This window comes from Capilliphycus salinus ALCB114379 (assembly GCF_047276495.1).
Classification (GTDB): Bacteria; Cyanobacteriota; Cyanobacteriia; order Cyanobacteriales; family Microcoleaceae; genus Capilliphycus; species Capilliphycus salinus.
In genome coordinates, this window is record NZ_CP178543.1 from 2,851,273 (window position 1) to 2,867,985 (window position 16,713).

Consider the following 16,713-nt stretch of genomic DNA (forward strand, 5'->3'; position numbering starts at 1 on the left):
CTGAGGTTAAAGTGTCTCGGGATCAATATTTAATTCCCGCAGTTTAGCGGCTAAATTTTCCCTTTGTTGGCGTTCAACTTCAAGTTGCTGTTGTGCAGTTTCTAATTGTTGTTGTGTATCTTCCCGTTGTTGTCTTTCAGTTTGTGCGGATTCTTCGGGAGTCGGAACTAACTCACCTTCAGGGGTAAAAAACCTCAATTTCTGCTCATAAATTCCTAAAAACAGTTGTAACTGTTTACTCCAAAGCCTACCCTGTTCGTTCGGTTGAATTGGCTCATATTCTCCCCGTATGATTTCAAACCCTTGAAATTCTAATGTATTTGGAGAAAACCAAAAATATTCGGGAGTTCGGAAAATATCTTGATAGATTTCTTTTTTGGTTGTGCGATCAACATTTGCAGTTGAGTTTGATAAAAGTTCAATAATTAGATTTGGATATTTTCCCCCTTCTTCCCACACCACCCAACTTTTGCGAGGTTTGCGTTCTGTATTTAATACCACAAAAAAATCGGGTCCGCGAAAGTTTTGAGTTTTCTGTTGTTCGGGACTATAATAAATGCTGAGATTTCCAAACGCATAAAAGTCTTGACGATGTTGCCAGAGAGATTCTAGCATTTGAATCAGTAATAAAATTTGTCGTAGATGCAGTTCACTTTCCAACGGCGGCTCCTGACTTTCTAAATCACCAGGGGGACATTCAATTTCTTCAAATTCGGGTTCACTTTGGAGAGTTTCTAAATCCTTAGCAATCGTCATTTTATTCTCCCGTTCAATACTTTTATTATAATTCGTCTTTAGATGGTTTACATCGGAGTCACTTCAAACTGACTGACAACAAACGGTTCTGCTGCTAAAATGGGGTCGGGATTGGCTAATAAATCCGCTTCGGTGTAGGGAGGAACGCCGTAGGTTGTTACGGTTAATATTGAAGTTTCGGGAGCAATTTCAAACTCCGTCCAACCGTAAGTATGAGCCGCAATATATTCCCCTTGCAATAAGTTTGCATCAATGGGAGAACCTTCTAAACCAATCGGATCGTAACCGAATAAAGTCTCTGTCCGATAGTCTAACACTTCTCGCACAAATTGATCTTGTTCCGCTCTATCGGTTAGGGCTAAATATTCGGCTTGAGATTTTCCTTGTTCGGCTAATAAACTCTCCGGCGTAAACCCAACAGTCGCCGGACCAAACGGCGCCGCAAATGTCTGATTAAACGGTGCTGGAAGGAAAGGAACAGTTAATTGAATCCCCACCGGACCAACCATAATATCAAATACATTTGTTGGCGTAATTGGCCCGCCCGGAAATTGTTGATTGGTGACATTATTAACAACATTTCCGTGAAAATCTCCGGTAACAAACACCACATTTTCAATATTGTTATTTTCGATAAAATTCAATAAATCTGCTCGTTCTGCGGCAAAACCTTCCCACCTGTCCCCAATTGTAGGAATGCCAAAATTTTGCATCGGTACCGTTGAAAAGACAAATTTCCACGTAATTCCTGCTTCTTGGGCGGCTAACAAATCCTGTTTAAACTGTTCTAATTGCGCTTCACCCAACATCGTTCTATCGGGTTCAAAAGCATCAGTAAACACTTCAATAACATCTTCTGAAGGCGCAGTTTCGCTGAGAAAAGGTAACGGTGCATCCCGAAACGAACGCACGTCTAAAACATAAGTCGCCGCATCACTTCCAAAGGTATTATAACGATAAATTTTTTGTTCGTTGGCGGTGCGGGGATCGCCTGTTTCCCCGTAGAATTCATCCCGCAACGGAAAGTATTCTTGAAAGGCTTGTAACGCCACTTCAAATACAGGTGTATCGTTCACAAACCCGTTTTCTGCCTCTCCGAAAATATCTTGTCTTTGAGGAGAATCTGCGGGGGTTGCACCGCCAGCAAAATCATTGGTAATTTCGTGATCGTCCCAAGTGCCGTATACTGAAGTAGTTGCTCGTAAATCTGCCCAAGTATTCAACCCAAACCGAGGTGAATAAATCTCACTTTGTTTGGTTCTAAATTCAGATAACGTTTTGGCTTGAGTAACGCCCGGTAACGCCTCAGACTCGCTATCGGCTTCCATCATATCTCCCATCTGCACGAAGAAATCTAAATCCCGTTCATCGGCATTTTTTAGGGAAACAAACGGGGCTAATGCGCCTTGTAAATCTCCCGAAACTCCAAAGCGCAAACCTTCGCGAGTTCCCACCTCATTGGCGGTTTTAAATTGACCGATTTGTTCTTCTCCGCTGGCGTTGGTGATGCGATAATAATATTGGGTTCCGGGCGTTAATTGGGTGAGTTCGATTTTGACGGGTGCGTTGGTATCGGTGACATTTACGGTCGAATCGGCTATAATATTTTCAAAGTTGGGATCGGTTGCGGTTTGGATAGAAATCGGCCCTAAAATTAAACTGCGAGTCCATAAAACGGTCGAGGTTTGTGTGGTGTCTCCGCTCGCTAAACCGTTAATAAAGGTTGTATCGGAGAGAGGATTAAGGGTATTTGTAAAATCGGCTTCAGTTAGTTGACTGGGGTTAATTCCCGATAACAAAGCTAAAGTTTCACCGGTTAGACGGTTTTGAATTACAGTTTCGTTTGATTCGCCGGCAATCATCTCTAAATCTGAAAAGTTAATCCCATCTAAACCGATTAAATCTTGATTGTCAATAAAATCGTTAATATTATCTGTGAATTCTGCCGAATTAGAAGTAGAATTGGGTCGGATCACAAAAATATCTTCACCTTCTCCGCCCGTTAATGTATCTGCTCCCAAATCACCAAAGAGAATATCATTTCCGCGATCGCCAACTAGATTATCATTTCCTTGACCGCCCCGAACAATATCATTATCAATATTGCCCGAAACGATATCATTTCCCTCGTTACCGTTGAGGGTATCATTTGCTTCTAAACTGTTAAGAGTATCATCGCCTGCAAAACCAAAAATCTCATCGGCTTCGGAAGTTCCGTTAAGAAGGTTATTGTCCGCATCGCCATTAATAATCGCCATACTGTTGACTTTCCCCCTACACCCAATCTCATCAATATTTCAACAAAATCTGATTTTACAGCAAACGGAGGCGTGACCGTGTTGAGTGTCGGGGAGGTGGGAAGTCGTGAGGTCAAAAGTCAGAAGTCGTGAGGTTACTGAAAACTGACAACTGAAAACACTGGTGACTGGTGACTGGTGACTGGTGACTGTAAAACTGGTGACTGTAAAACTGGTAATGAGTGACTGGTGACTGTAAACACGGTAGGATGTTAGATAATTTTGACATTTCACAGGCCACTGTAAACCAATCCTATGAAAAATTACTTTTCACGCTTGTTGGCTCTTGTATTAGCCGTTGCGCTGTGCTTATATGGTTGCGGTAGTGCTGGCGATGGTTTAAGCGGAAACTATCAACAGGATACCTTAGCGGTCGTTCAAAGCTTGCGAACCGCCATTGAGTTACCCGAAGACTCACCCGAGAAAGCACCCGCCCAAGCCAAAGCCCGTGTGCTGATCAATGAGTTTGCGTCTCGCTATCGTCGCGATCCGGCGATCGCGAAGTTACGCTCATTTACGACCATGCGGACTGCATTAAACGGTTTAGCTGGACATTATAGCTCCTACCCGAACCGTCCTGTACCCGAGAAATTAAAAGAGCGTCTTGAACAGGAATTTGATCAAGTTGAAGCGGCTGTCAAGCGGGGTGCTTGATAGCTTAACGTCCCAGTTTATGTGTCTCCCCGTCTAACATGAGGCGGGGAAAATCATCTTTAGTAGTTTTGGTAATAGGCGAGGCGAAAATCTGGGGGAATAGAAATACTGAAGTCGCGCCATTAGCATGAATAATCTTGTGAAGTGGTTAGATGCAAGTGGTATTGAACCCGATGTCGAATTTGTCCCAAAAATTGATGAATCACTGTTTAAAAGTTGTTCAAAATCCGACAAAATTACAGCGACAGACTCATGGAATTGTCAGTGTTTTTATCAGTTTGCTGATCGGTCCGTTTTTGGATCAGTTACCGAGTTTTGCTCAAGTTTCACCCTATTGTCAACTTTCCCCCGAACAGATTACCTTAAAAGAAAGTATGCGTCTGGCGGCAAGTTCGAGCCAGGAAGCGCAAAAGCAATATGAAGATCTTTTAACCCAACACGCTCAAGCTGTTTTTCAATGTCGCCGTCAAAGCTGGCTGAAAGATCAAGCCATTTGGCTGAGGTTGTATCCTTGCGATGCTCAACCGGGGGCGATAGATAAGATTTTAGATGATATTGTTAATCGAGGTTACAACAAAGTTTATTTGGAAGTGTTCTACGATGGTCAAGTGTTACTTCCCGCCTCAGAAAATAATACCCCTTGGCCGTCTGTATTGCGATCGCCGGGAACCGAAAATATTGATTTATATGGGGAAACGGTTCAAAAAGGAAGAAGACGGGGGTTAGAAGTTTATGCTTGGGCGTTTTTGCTGAATTTTGGTTATACTTACAGCCTGCGCGCGGATCGAGAAGACGTTCTAGCCCGCAACGGAAACGGGGAAACGACAGTTACAGCAATAGCGGGGGGAAGTGATAGCAATGATTATGGCGAAAGTTATACCAATCAAGGTTTTGTCGATCCTTATCACCCCCAAGCCCGTCAAGACTACCAAACCCTGTTAAATGCGATTTTAAGCCGTCGTCCCCAAGGAGTGCTATTTGACTATGTTCGCTATCCAAAGGGCTTAGGAGGGGCTTCTGTGGCGGCTAAGGTGAAAGATTTGTGGATCTATGGGGATGCTTCTCAACGGGAGTTTCTACAACGGGGGAACAATGACAAGGGAAAAGAGTTGATGCGGCGATTTTTGAATCAAGGTTATCTGACGGAAACGGATATTAAACAGGTTAATGCTTTGTATCCCGAAGCCAAAAAGCCGAATTCTGAAACAAAAGAGCCGAATTCTCAAGTTCAAGATCCCAATTCTAAAACCAGCGATCGCGATTCTGAAGTTAAGGATAATCCACTTTGGCAAGATGAAAAAGCTTTAACTCCTCTGGCATCGTTACCGCTCATGGGAGAAAGCCTACAACAGCAGTTATGGCGGTTGAGTGTGGCTCATGCTCAACAGGGAATTTTAGAGTTTTTGGGGTTAGCCAGTCAAACGGTTCAACAGCGTGGCTTGTCTGCGGGGGCGGTATTTTTCCCGGAAGGAAACCGTCGCATTCGTGAACAGGGGTTTGACTCGCGTTTGCAACCTTGGGATCAATTTTCAAGTCGGATAGAATGGCATCCGATGTCCTATGGGGTTTGTGGAAATACTAGCTGTATTGTGTCGCAGGTGCAAACGGTTGTAACTCAAGCGCCCTCGGGGACGGAAATTATTCCGGCGTTAGCGGGAGATTGGGGAAAAGCCTTTAATAATCGTCCGTCGTTGGAGAGTCAGATGCAAGATATTCATAATACACTGCCCCAAATTAACGCGATCAGCCATTATTCTTATGATTGGCAAGATCCGGAATTCACCCGACAGCGCAAGTTTTGTCAACGGTAAAAGGGAGATGGGGAGATAGGGAAGTACATCCCAAAAACCCGGTTTCTCAAAGAAACCGGGTTTTTAATCCCTACAGGGGTGATTGTCTGCCAATCTTCTAAAGCTTTAAGATCTAATAGTAGCGTCAGTTACCGAAAAACTTGGGTCTAAAGCCTCGCCCTTCTAGGGCGACTTTGTGTTAGAGTGTTTTGCGTAGGTTCATCTCACGTAAATGATTGTCTTAGAGTTTAAGGCTAAAGGGAAGACAAGTCAATACAGTGCCATTGATGAGGCGATCAGAACCGCTCAGTTTATCCGCAATAAAGCTATTCGCTTTTGGATCGATAACTCAGGGGTTGGACAAAAAGATTTGTATCGTCTCAGCAAGGCACTTAGAGACGAATTCCCCTTTGCCAAAACCTTAAACTCTAGTGCGTGTCAAGCTTCGATTGAAAGAGCTTATTCTGCTATTGCTAGGTTCTACGATAATTGTAAAAAAGGTATTCCGGGTTTGAAGGGCTACCCTAAATTCAAGAAGAACTGTCGCTCAGTGGAGTACAAAACTTCTGGGTGGAAGCTCTCGGAAACAGTTAAGCAAATCACTTTCACCGATGGCAAAAATATTGGCAAGCTTAAACTCAAAGGAACGTGGGATTTAAATTTCTACCAACCCGAACAAATCAAACGGGTTAGACTGATTCGACGTGCTGATGGCTACTATGTTCAGTTTTTAATCAAAGCAGAAAACAAAGTAGACACACAGCCAACAGGTAAAGCGATTGGATTGGATGTCGGACTCAAAGAGTTTTATACAGATTCAGAGGGTCATACTGAACCTAATCCTAGATTTTATCGAAAGGGCGAGAAACGGCTGAAGTTTAGACAAAAGCGCGTTTCTCGCAAAAATATTGGCTCATCCAACCGGAAGAAAGCCATTAATCGACTAGGACGAGTACACCTCAAGATAAGTAGGCAACGTGAAGAACACGCTAAGAGACTAGCGCGTTGCGTAATCCAATCCAACGATTTGGTAGCCTATGAAGATTTGAGGATTAAAAATTTAGTCAAAAATCATTGTCTCGCCAAGTCGATCAATGATGCTGGTTGGTATCAATTTAGGAAATGGCTGGAGTATTTTGGGGTTAAATTTGGCAAGGTAACGGTTGCCGTCATCGGTGCTTATACCTCCCAGGAATGCTCTAACTGTGGTGCAGTAGTTAAGAAATCTTTGTCAACTCGAACCCATGTTTGTCAGTGTGGGTTCACGCTAGATAGAGATTGGAACGCTGCAATCAACATCCTAAAGTTAGCTTTGAGTACGCTAGGGCATAGCGGAACTTGGGTCAAAGACTCGAACGCTTCAGGAGATTCGACCTCTACTTTAGCTGGAGCAATCCTGTTAGAGCAAGTTGGGTCTATGAATGAAGAATCCACGTCCTTCTAGGGCGTGGAGTGTCAAACTAAATAGGTTTGTGAAAGGTTTGTTGATGGCGATCGGCGATCGCGAATTCTACTCAAACCGTTGTATGAAAAAGGAGTTCCAACATTGAAAAGTGCAGCACCACAGCAGGGGCTACCTGCAATTATCTTAGGGATTATTCTCGCAGGCGCTCTTTTAGTCGGACTCAATTCGTTTGTAATTATCAATCCGGGTCAGGCGGGAGTGTTGAGTATCTTAGGGAAAGCCCAAGATGGCAGTCTATTAGAGGGTCTACATTTTAAGCCCCCTCTGGTTTCAACCGTTGATATTTATGATGTCACGGTACAAAAGTTTGAAGTTCCGGCCCAGAGTTCTACAAAGGATTTACAAGAACTTTCGGCGAGTTTTGCGATTAACTTTCGCCTCGATCCGGTACAGGTGGTGAGAATACGGCGAGAACAGGGAACTCTGCAAAATGTGGTTTCTAAGGTGATCGCGCCTCAAACCCAAGAATCGTTTAAAATTGCAGCCGCAAAACGAACGATTGAAGAAGCGATCACCAAACGGGACGAACTCAAGGCCGACTTTGATGAAGCGCTCAATAGTCGGTTAGATAAGTATGGCATTGTGGTGTTAGATACCAGTGTCGTAGATTTAACGTTTTCGCCCGAGTTTGCCAGAGCGGTTGAAGAAAAACAAATTGCCGAACAACGGGCGCGACGGGCGGTTTATGTGGCCCGAGAAGCCGAACAACAAGCCCAAGCGGATATTAACCGGGCCAAAGGTAGAGCCGAAGCCCAACGTCTGTTAGCGGAAACCTTGAAAAATCAAGGGGGCCAGTTAGTTCTACAAAAAGAAGCGATTGAAGCTTGGAGACAGGGCGGATCGCAGATGCCGAATGTTTTGATTCTCGGTGGAGATTCTAACAGCAGTGTACCGTTTTTGTTTAATTTGAGCGAGTTTTCCGAAGGCGCCATTGCCCGGTAAGTTTGATTGAATGTCAATCCTCGCTAATTATCTCATCCCGGTTTCTCACAGAAATCGGGTTTTTCACTCTAGGAGTTCAGGAGACACCGAGACACCGAGACACCGAGACACCGAGACACCGAGACACCGAGACAGGAGAAACTGTTTACTGTCAACTCTAATAACTCTCTTGCGAACTTCGCTACGATCGCGAACTTCGCTCGCGACCATTCCGCCAAGTCGCGAGTTCGCGCTCGCGACCATTCCGCCAAGTCGCGAGTTCGCGCTGGTGACTGGTGACTGGTAATGAGTGACTGTAAAACTGGTGACTGGTGACTGGTAATGAGTGACTGTATGTGTATCCGGTCGCAAATTCTGAGATGATGATAGGGCTAAGATTATCGATTCTCAATTCAGAAGCTATTTTCTATGCGAATCGCTCTTTTTACGGAAACTTTTTTACCGAAGATAGATGGCATTGTCACGCGGCTGTGTCACACGGTCGATCATTTGCATCGGGCTGGCGACCAAGTTTTGATTGTTTCTCCCGAAGGGGGACTCAAAGAGTACGAGGGATGTGAAATTTTTGGGGTGGAGGGTTTTCCTTTACCCATGTATCCCGAGTTAAAAATTGCCATTCCTCATCCGGGTGTGGGGAGCAAACTTGAGGCGTTTCAACCGGATCTGATTCATGTTGCTAATCCTGCCGTTTTGGGGTTGGGTGGGTTATATTATGCTAAAAAGTTGAATCTGCCTTTGATTGCGTCCTACCATACTCACTTACCTCAATACTTGCATCACTACGGTTTGGGGATGTTGGAAGAGGTTCTTTGGGGACTATTACGTTCGGCTCACAATCAAGCAGATTTGAACCTCTGTACTTCCACGGCAATGGTCGAAGAATTGCGCTCTCATGGTATTGAACGGGTGGATCTCTGGCAACGGGGGGTTGATACGGAACTGTTTCAACCTCACAAAGCTACGGCGAAAATGCGCGATCGCTTAACCGAAGGCCACCCGGATTGTACTTTATTGCTTTATGTCGGACGTTTGGGTGCGGAAAAGGAAATTGATCGGATAAAACCGGTTTTAGAAGCGATTCCGAATGCGCGTCTGGCGTTGGTGGGTGATGGTCCGAACCGTCAAACGTTAGAAGAACATTTTGCTGGAACTCCGACTCATTTTGTGGGGTATTTGCGCGGAGAGGATCTGGCGGATGCTTATGCTTGCGCTGATGCGTTTATTTTCCCGTCTCGTACCGAAACTTTAGGCTTGGTGTTGCTGGAGGCGATGGCCGCAGGAACTCCGGTGGTGGCGGCTCGTTCGGGAGGTATTCCCGATATTGTCTCCGATGGGGTTAATGGTTATCTGTTTGATCCAACCGATGAGGAGGGGGCGATTTCAGCCACTCAACGGTTACTTTCTCATCAGCTTGAACGGGAAACCTTACGCCAAAATGCCCGCCAAGAAGCGGAACGTTGGGGATGGTCTGCGGCGACTCAGCAGTTGCGACGCTACTATCAAGCGGTTTTGAACCGTCATGTTCTGCCATCAGTTGCTTAGTTTGGTCTGGACGCTTAGACTGAAGACAGAGAAAATGGCAGTTGTGAACAGTAGCCCGTTGTCAGCAAACAGGGGTCAGATCTCTGTAACGATTTCCCAATCTCAATTTGTAATATTAGCCGATTTTATCAATCTGACAAATGTTAATTGAATTGAGTACCGATTGAGTTAGGATTTCCTCAACACTTCGGGGTATCGATTTCGGAGTTTTCTGTTTCTGTGTTAACGGGTTTGCTGCTTCCACCCAAGCTAATCTCTGATTTGCCATCTTCGTTGAACAAACATCCCTCCCATGACCTTTTCTAATGCTGGTAGCATTCTCGCTACATTGACTCAAGTCGATCGCATGGGTTTGTTGGCAGATCGTGTCAAGAATATGCCAATTGGGGAGTTCATCTGTATACTGGATTTTATCACCGCAGAGTTTCAACAATTTCTGCGAGCGATTGATTTAATTAATAATGAAGCGCTTGAAATACTCCTCGAACAACTTCTTGATGCGTTCACGCTCAAAATTGGTCAAATTATCCAAGCCGATCGCACGACGATTTTCTTAATTAATCGCAGTAAAAATCAACTGTGGTACAAAACAGTTCAAGAGGAAACCGGGGAAACCCAAGAAGTTCGCTTTCCGATGAATGCGGGAATTATCGGTCATGTGGCGAATACGGGTGAAACGGTGAATGTGGCGGATATTCACGCCAGCCGTTTGTTCGATCCTGAGGTCGATCAACCTCTGAATTATTCGGTTAAAAATCTTCTCTGTATGCCGATTTTTAGCTCTCAAAATCCCGAGGAAATTGTGGCGGTTGTGCGTCTTTTGAATAAATCAGAAGGGCCGTTTAATCAGGAGGATGAACAGCAATTTCGCGCTTTTGCCGATTCGATTGGGATTATTTTAGAGAGTTGCCAATCTTTTTATATTGCGGCTCGAAATCAACGGGGTGTGGCGGCGTTATTGGAAGCAACGAATACTCTGGGTCAAAGTTTAGATTTAGAAGATACGTTGCTGTTGGTAATGGAGCAAGCTCGTCGGTTGATGCACGCCGATCGCAGTACGATATTTTTATATAATAAAGAGAAGAATGAACTCTGGTCAAAAGTTGCCAAAGCTGATGGCCGAACCATGATGGAAATTCGCATTCCCGCCAATCGAGGAATTGCGGGTTTTGTGGCTTCTACGGGTCAAGTTTTAAATATTATCGATGCTTATACCGACCCTCGTTTCGATCCTTCCGTCGATCAACAAACGGGTTACAGAACTCGAAATATTCTCTGTATGCCGGTTTACAATTCGGCGGGGGAATTGATTGGGGTGACGCAATTAATTAATAAACATAAAGGCAGTTTTATTAACTCGGATGAAGCGTTTTTACGGGCGTTTAATGCTCAGGCGGGGATTGCGTTACAAAATGCTCAACTGTTTGAGAATGTGATGGTCGAAAAACAATATCAGAAGGATATTCTGCAAAGTCTTTCTGATGTGGTGATTTCGACGGATATGCAGGGAAAAATTGTCACCATTAATGATGCGGCTTTGGAACTGTTAGGCTGTCCGAGACGCAAAGCCGAAAATCGACCAATTCGGGAGTTTTGGGAAGATAAACTTAAGGGTCGATTAATTTGGGAAGTGGTTCCGATTGAAAATTTAAAGTTGTGGTTGGAAACGAGTTTAAAACACGGTGCGAGACATTTTATTCCCGAACAAACCTTAACGGTTGGTTTGGTTAAACGCCCGGAAAAAGAATGGGAAAATGATGATGAAATTCCGGTTTTAGTGGTTCCTGAACGTCACAACTCTGAGGTTTATTTGGTCTGGGGAGAACCGGAAAATGTTCTCACCACCGATCCCGATCAAATTCAACCTATTGAACGGGGTATTAATTTAACTGTTAATCCTCTAACAAACCCGGAAGGGGGTGTGCGAGGGGGGTTGGTTGTTCTTGAAGATATTAGCCGCGAAAAACGGATGAAAACCACCATGTATCGTTACATGACTCCGGGTGTCGCGGAACGGGTGATGGCGTTGGGTGAAGATGGGTTAATGAAGGGTGAACGCAAGGAGGTTACTATTTTATTTTCGGATATTCGGGGCTATACAACGATTACTGAAAATCTCGATGCGTCGGATGTGGTGGCGTTATTGAATCAATATTTTGAAACGATGGTTGAGGCGGTTTTTTCCCACGAAGGAACCCTCGATAAGTTTATTGGGGATGCGTTGATGGCGGTATTTGGGGCGCCGCTTCCTTTGCGACAAAATCATGCTTGGATGGCGGTAAAATCGGCTTTAGATATGCGTCGGCGTCTGAAAGAGTTTAATCGTTCTCGTCCTAATGAACCGCAAATTAAAATTGGTATTGGGATGAGTTCGGGTGAGGTGGTTTCGGGTAATATTGGTTCGCAAAAACGGATGGATTATACTGTGATTGGCGATGGGGTCAATTTAAGTTCTCGCCTTGAACAATTGACTAAAACTTACGGTTGTGATATTATTTTAAGCGAAATGACTTATCATTTATGTAGCGATAAAATTTGGGTGAGAGAGTTAGATAGAGTGCGGGTAAAAGGAAAAAATCAAGCGGTTAGTATTTATGAATTGATCGATGCCCGTTCGGAGTCTTTGAGTCCGCAAACCGAACGTTTTCTAGAGTATTATAATAGCGGTCGGGAAGCTTATCTAAACCGTGATTTTAAACAGGCGATTCAACATTTTGAAACCGCTCAAGATCTTCGCAAAGCCGACCATGTGGTGCAGATTTATATTATGCGATCGCTTCAATATCTGGAAAATAAACCGCCAGAAGATTGGGATGGAATTCAAACCATGACAACCAAATAGACAAAGTAGAAAAAATATGGCACCATTGTAGGGGCGGGTTCGAGACAATCTTTATTAATTAGTATAAATCTCAGCAAACCCGCCCCGTCCCCACAAAATTAATTAATAATTAAACAATTAATTGAATGGCGATTGTAGGGGCGGGTTCGAGACAATCTTTATTAATGAGTATAAATTGGAATAAACCCGCCCCAAACCTATCAACAATTCCCCTGTAATTTAAGGGATTTAATGGGGATTAGGGGGCGGGTTTAGAAAGATTTATTTCCGGTGACAAATACCAGGGAGAACCCGCCCCTACAATGATCAATTTTTAGGTTTTATGGGGGTTACGGGGCGGGTTTAGAAAGATTTATTTCCGGTGACAAATACCAGGGAGAACCCGCCCCTACAATAATCAATTTTCAGGTTTTATGGGGGTTACAGGGCGGGTTTAGAAAGATTTATTTCCGGTGACAAATACCAGGGAGAACCCGCCCCTACAGTAATCAATTTTTATTTATTCAATTCTGCGAGCGGTCATATTAATCGGACCCGAGGAAGGCTGACCATTATTTGAATTGCGATTATTCTCCCCATTGCGAGGGCGCAACAAACGCTTAACAACCCGTTCCAAATTGCGATCGCTCATGGCTTCTTCTCGATAGCGGGGATTGAGGGAGATCGCCTGTTCTAAATGTTCCATCGCCAAATCAAACTTTCCTTGCAAGGAATAACAATTCGCCAGGTTGTAATAAACATCCGCATATTTCGGTTGCAATTTCATCGCTTGATTTAAACTTTCTACGGCGTCTAAATCCCGCTGTAACTTCATCAACGTATAGCCTTTATAATTCCAAGCTTTCGCGGAATTGGGATCGAATTCTGTGGCTTTCTCAAAGGAAATTGCGGCTTCTTCGTACTGTTCTAAAACCTGTAAAGCCATCCCCCGGTTTAACCAAGCCACCGCATCATCGGGTTTAATTTGTACCGCTCGATCGAACGATTCATAGGCTTGTTGATGTTGCTGTAAAATCCCCAACGCAACGCCCCGATCTATCCAAGCTTGACGATAATTCGGATCAATTTCTATAGCGCGATCGTAGGAACTAATCGCCTCTTGAAAACGCTTCATTCGTCGCAAACTCATTCCCCGATTTAACCAAGCGGTGTGACGGTTGGGTTGAATTTGAACGGCTTTATCAAACATCGCAAAAGCTTCTTCAAATTTTCCTTCTCCAATCAAACTCATTCCTTGATTTTCAACGTCTTCTGCGCTTAAAAATAACTCGGGTTGATTAGATTTGAGACGTTCAAGCTGTTCGGAAAGGGCTTTAATTTTTTCCAACATTTCCGCAACGGCACCTTCTGCAATGGACGCCGGAGAAATCTCGGCTAATTGCTTAAGAATTTTCGCTTTTTCGGCTTCTGCATTGGCTTGTAATTCGGATAATTGTTTGAGAACTTTTTCCTGTTCGGCTTGAATATTTCCTGGCAATTCCGACAGTTGTTGCAGGATTTTGTTTTTCTGGTTTTGGGCGTCGGCTTTGATTTCTTCTACCTGTTGGGCGAGTGTTGTTTCAAAGCGATCTAATCGTTCAAAGGTAGCATCGCGACGGGTGCGAACATCGGATTTAAACGCCGAAAGTTCGCTTTCGAGTTCGTTTCCTGAGGCTTGAAACTGTTTGAGAAGCTGTTCTCGTTCGGCTTGTGTGGTTGATTTTGCTTGGGATAATTCTTCAATAAATTCAGAAGAAGATTGTCGTAAATTCTGAAGTTGTTGTTCTTTTTCGCTTTCAATTCCGGTTTTGGACTGGGAGAGTTGTTCGACAAATTCTGCTGCTAATTGTTTGAAATTCTGAATTTGCTGATCTTTTTGAGTTTCTACGCCGGACTGGGCTTGTTTAACCTGTTCAATCAATTCGGCTTCTAGCTGTTTGAGGGTGTTGTATTTTTCTCGAACTCGCTCTTGAATTTTACCCTGGGCTTCGGTGAGTTGGGCTTCTAATTCGCCGCCATAGTTGTCAAGATTGGCGAGCATTTCATCGGTACGTTGTTTGGCTTTTTGTTCGGCTTGGCTGCGAATTTCTGAGAGTTGGGGTTGAAAATCGGACTCCAACTGACGCAGGTTTTGCAGGATGGAATCCCGCTGACTTTGGGCCGAATTTTGCAGTTCGGATAACTGGGTTGAAAATTCGGTTTCAGCCTGTTCTAAGTTGCGAATTGTTCCGTCTTTTCGGCTTTGAACTTCGCTTTCATAACCGGAGAGTTTCTCGGTCAAATCCATTCCCAACTGATCGATATTTCGGATGACTAAATCTCGTTGTTGTTGGGCGGTTTGTTTGAGTTCGGAGAGTTGGCTGGAGTATTCGCTTTGGGAGGAATTCAAATTCTTCAGCGTTTCGTCTTGGCGGGTTTTGACTTGGTTTTGCAGTTGGGCAAACTCGGAGATCACGCCTTGACTGGATTGTTGTAATTGTTGTATAATCTCATCTTGTTGGTGTCTGGCCTGTTGGTGAAGTTCGCCGAGTTGGGCGGCAAATTTGCTTTCTAACTGTTTGCGTTCTTGGATAGCCTGTTTAATTTGATGTTCTAATTCGGCGATGGTTTGCTGTTGAGAATGAGATAACTGGGAACGCAATTCATCAATTTTTTGCCGTTCTAATTCCAGTTCTTTTTGAAACTCATCCGAATGCTGATAAAGTTCGTTTAAGTGGGTATCGGTATCGCGCAGAACGCTTTGAATTTTACGGTTGGCGGAGGAAATGCGATTTTCTAAATCTCCCAGTTCGTTGAGGTGAGTTTCGACAATTCCGGTGACTTCGTGGATAACGGAACGCCGCAGCACCCACAACGCCGCCAAACCCGCCCCCAACAACACCACCAAAACCCCCAACAGGAGGTTAAACAGCATCATGGTGCGGCTAAAAATGCGGTTGGCTTCGGCTTGGACGCCCTCTTGAATTTCTCGTTCCCGTCGCAACTGTTCGAGTTCTTGTTCGGGGGTGAGGACTTCGGTTTCCGGTTCGGGGTCGCCGGTCGGTGCGGGTGACTGGGAGAACGAGGGGCTGGCGACACCCAATAACAGTAGGATGGTTGAGAGCAAAACACCGCTTCTGTACGCTAAGGTTAACACTGCTTGATTTTGACGGTTCATCGCAACTCCTTTTGCCCGTAATGGATGTGCCAAGGTCGATTTTGCCTCGCCAGTCCCGTTTGATGGCGACTGCAATCTCAATTTTTTCTAGTTTACCGAATCATGGTCGTAAAAAATGCGCTTTGTCGGGGGTAGAATGCCGAACTTCATCCCTCAAACCTCAAGATAAAGGAGTCTTTGGGGTTTTTCAATTGTAGCGGAAATCCCTCAAGATTGTAAATTCTCGTTTAAATTCCCGTGAATGGCTAACCAAATACAAGGGGGGTTGGTACTGGTGTATTCTACTCGATGTTTTTGATGGGCGCGAATCAGTAAATAGTCCCCCGGTTTGAGTTGAATTTGCGAACCATCGGCATAAGAAAGGGTGGCTTCTCCCTGCAAAAGCATGACCCATTCATCCCGTTCTTGATTGTACCACTCGCCCTCGGGGGTGGTTTGTCCGGTGGAAATTATTCGTTCTATTAATAAAGATTGATTTTTAATGATGGGTTCAAATTGTTCGGAGTTGGGAAGGGGTTCGCTTAAAGTGTAGATATTTTTCATGGTATTTATTTTATTTTATAGGATTTTTTGAAGACATGAGGTATATATTTGTGATCTTGCCTCTTGCCTCTTGCATAAAGTTTTGTACCTCACAAAGCGGGAAAACTGCTATCAACTGAGTTATTCGGTTTTGGTTGCCACTCCCATATAGGTGTAACTGCCAACTTTGGGAAAGTTTTCGATGTTGAATTTTTCTAGGGAAATTGAATTAAATTGTTGTTCGACTAACTGCTGAATATTGCGGTTTAAATGACAGCCATCGGCGATGAGTTTTTGCAGGGGAGTCAGGCGATTTTGCCAGACTTGAATGTTGGGTTTGTCGCTGAGTCCGTGTTCGACAAAGAAAAATTTTCCGCCCGGTTTTAGCACTCGATATATTTCTTGTAAGGCTTTTTCAACTTGGGCAATGCTACAGAGTGTCCAGGTGCTAACGACGCTATCAAACGTCGAGTCAGCCATCGGTAAGTTTTCGCTATTGAGTATGCGATTTTCAACTTTAATTGTTGAGGCTTCTATTCGCTTTTGGGCGAGTTTGTTCATGCCGGAGTTGGGGTCTACTGTGGTAATTTTTTCGATATGATGGGGATAATAGGAGAGGTTTAATCCCGTCCCAAAGCCGATTTCTAAAACTTCTCCTTCGACATGGGCTAGGACTTTTTGACGGTATTGAGCAAAAGCTGGATCGGACATTGTACAATCCAGCAAACGAGGTAAAATAACTCGGCTATAAAAACCCATTCTTGCAA

At 44.2% G+C, this 16,713-nt stretch carries 11 protein-coding genes; 6 read left to right on the forward strand and 5 right to left on the reverse strand.

Translation table 11 applies throughout. The annotated features are described in order from the left end of the window. Window positions 1-6: 6 nt before the first annotated feature. Both ACL6C3_RS11825 and ACL6C3_RS11830 read right to left on the reverse strand, forming a co-directional pair. Window positions 7-756 carry a Uma2 family endonuclease gene (locus ACL6C3_RS11825; protein WP_413167365.1) on the reverse strand — a complete coding sequence of 250 codons (750 nt, stop codon included), beginning with the start codon at window positions 754-756 and terminating at the stop codon, window positions 7-9. Between the two features lie 47 nt (window positions 757-803). After that, window positions 804-3,014: an alkaline phosphatase D family protein gene (locus ACL6C3_RS11830; RefSeq protein ID WP_413167366.1), complete on the reverse strand. Its 2,211-nt coding sequence runs from the start codon at window positions 3,012-3,014 to the stop codon at window positions 804-806. Window positions 3,015-3,308: 294 nt separating this feature from the next. Between ACL6C3_RS11830 and psb27 the strand changes: the two genes are divergently transcribed. The 6 genes from psb27 (at window position 3,309) to ACL6C3_RS11860 (ending at window position 12,288) form a co-directional block, all read left to right on the forward strand. Further along, window positions 3,309-3,707: a photosystem II protein Psb27 gene (psb27, locus tag ACL6C3_RS11835; protein ID WP_413167367.1), complete on the forward strand. Its 399-nt coding sequence runs from the start codon at window positions 3,309-3,311 to the stop codon at window positions 3,705-3,707. Window positions 3,708-3,904: 197 nt separating this feature from the next. Next, a complete protein-coding gene (locus ACL6C3_RS11840; protein WP_413167368.1) occupies window positions 3,905-5,518 on the forward strand; it encodes a hypothetical protein in 1,614 nt (537 codons plus the stop codon). Between the two features lie 211 nt (window positions 5,519-5,729). Continuing rightward, a complete protein-coding gene (locus ACL6C3_RS11845) occupies window positions 5,730-6,941 on the forward strand; it encodes an RNA-guided endonuclease InsQ/TnpB family protein (protein ID WP_413167369.1) in 1,212 nt (403 codons plus the stop codon). Window positions 6,942-7,043: 102 nt separating this feature from the next. Further along, a complete protein-coding gene (locus tag ACL6C3_RS11850; protein ID WP_413167370.1) occupies window positions 7,044-7,904 on the forward strand; it encodes a prohibitin family protein in 861 nt (286 codons plus the stop codon). 408 nt (window positions 7,905-8,312) lie between these two features. Beyond that, on the forward strand, window positions 8,313-9,446 hold the full coding sequence (locus ACL6C3_RS11855) for a glycosyltransferase (RefSeq protein ID WP_413167371.1): 1,134 nt from the start codon (window positions 8,313-8,315) through the stop codon (window positions 9,444-9,446). 292 nt (window positions 9,447-9,738) lie between these two features. Continuing rightward, window positions 9,739-12,288, forward strand: a complete 2,550-nt coding sequence (locus ACL6C3_RS11860; protein WP_413167372.1) for a GAF domain-containing protein — start codon at window positions 9,739-9,741, stop codon at window positions 12,286-12,288. Window positions 12,289-12,787: 499 nt separating this feature from the next. Here ACL6C3_RS11860 and ACL6C3_RS11865 read toward each other — a convergent pair whose 3' ends face one another. The 3 genes from ACL6C3_RS11865 to ACL6C3_RS11875 all read right to left on the reverse strand — a co-directional run bounded on the left by ACL6C3_RS11865 (window position 12,788) and on the right by ACL6C3_RS11875 (window position 16,705). Continuing rightward, window positions 12,788-15,457, reverse strand: a complete 2,670-nt coding sequence (locus tag ACL6C3_RS11865; RefSeq protein ID WP_413167373.1) for a tetratricopeptide repeat protein — start codon at window positions 15,455-15,457, stop codon at window positions 12,788-12,790. A gap of 174 nt (window positions 15,458-15,631) precedes the next feature. Beyond that, entirely contained in the window at window positions 15,632-15,967 is a 336-nt protein-coding gene (locus tag ACL6C3_RS11870; RefSeq protein ID WP_413167374.1) for a cupin domain-containing protein, read from the reverse strand. A gap of 120 nt (window positions 15,968-16,087) precedes the next feature. Next, the gene (locus ACL6C3_RS11875; protein ID WP_413167375.1) at window positions 16,088-16,705 is read right to left on the reverse strand and encodes a class I SAM-dependent methyltransferase; all 618 of its coding nucleotides are present in this window, start codon (window positions 16,703-16,705) and stop codon (window positions 16,088-16,090) included. Window positions 16,706-16,713: the final 8 nt, after the last annotated feature.

What these genes read in the sequence shown, in the direction of transcription:
- ACL6C3_RS11825 (WP_413167365.1), bottom strand. Translation starts at nt 756, where the DNA reads ATGACGATTGCTAAGGATTTAGAAACTCTCCAAAGTGAACCCGAATTT.
- ACL6C3_RS11830 (WP_413167366.1), bottom strand. Translation starts at nt 3,014, where the DNA reads ATGGCGATTATTAATGGCGATGCGGACAATAACCTTCTTAACGGAACT.
- psb27 (WP_413167367.1), top strand. Translation starts at nt 3,309, where the DNA reads ATGAAAAATTACTTTTCACGCTTGTTGGCTCTTGTATTAGCCGTTGCG.
- ACL6C3_RS11840 (WP_413167368.1), top strand. Translation starts at nt 3,905, where the DNA reads ATGAATCACTGTTTAAAAGTTGTTCAAAATCCGACAAAATTACAGCGA.
- ACL6C3_RS11845 (WP_413167369.1), top strand. Translation starts at nt 5,730, where the DNA reads ATGATTGTCTTAGAGTTTAAGGCTAAAGGGAAGACAAGTCAATACAGT.
- ACL6C3_RS11855 (WP_413167371.1), top strand. Translation starts at nt 8,313, where the DNA reads ATGCGAATCGCTCTTTTTACGGAAACTTTTTTACCGAAGATAGATGGC.
- ACL6C3_RS11860 (WP_413167372.1), top strand. Translation starts at nt 9,739, where the DNA reads ATGACCTTTTCTAATGCTGGTAGCATTCTCGCTACATTGACTCAAGTC.
- ACL6C3_RS11870 (WP_413167374.1), bottom strand. Translation starts at nt 15,967, where the DNA reads ATGAAAAATATCTACACTTTAAGCGAACCCCTTCCCAACTCCGAACAA.
- ACL6C3_RS11875 (WP_413167375.1), bottom strand. Translation starts at nt 16,705, where the DNA reads ATGGGTTTTTATAGCCGAGTTATTTTACCTCGTTTGCTGGATTGTACA.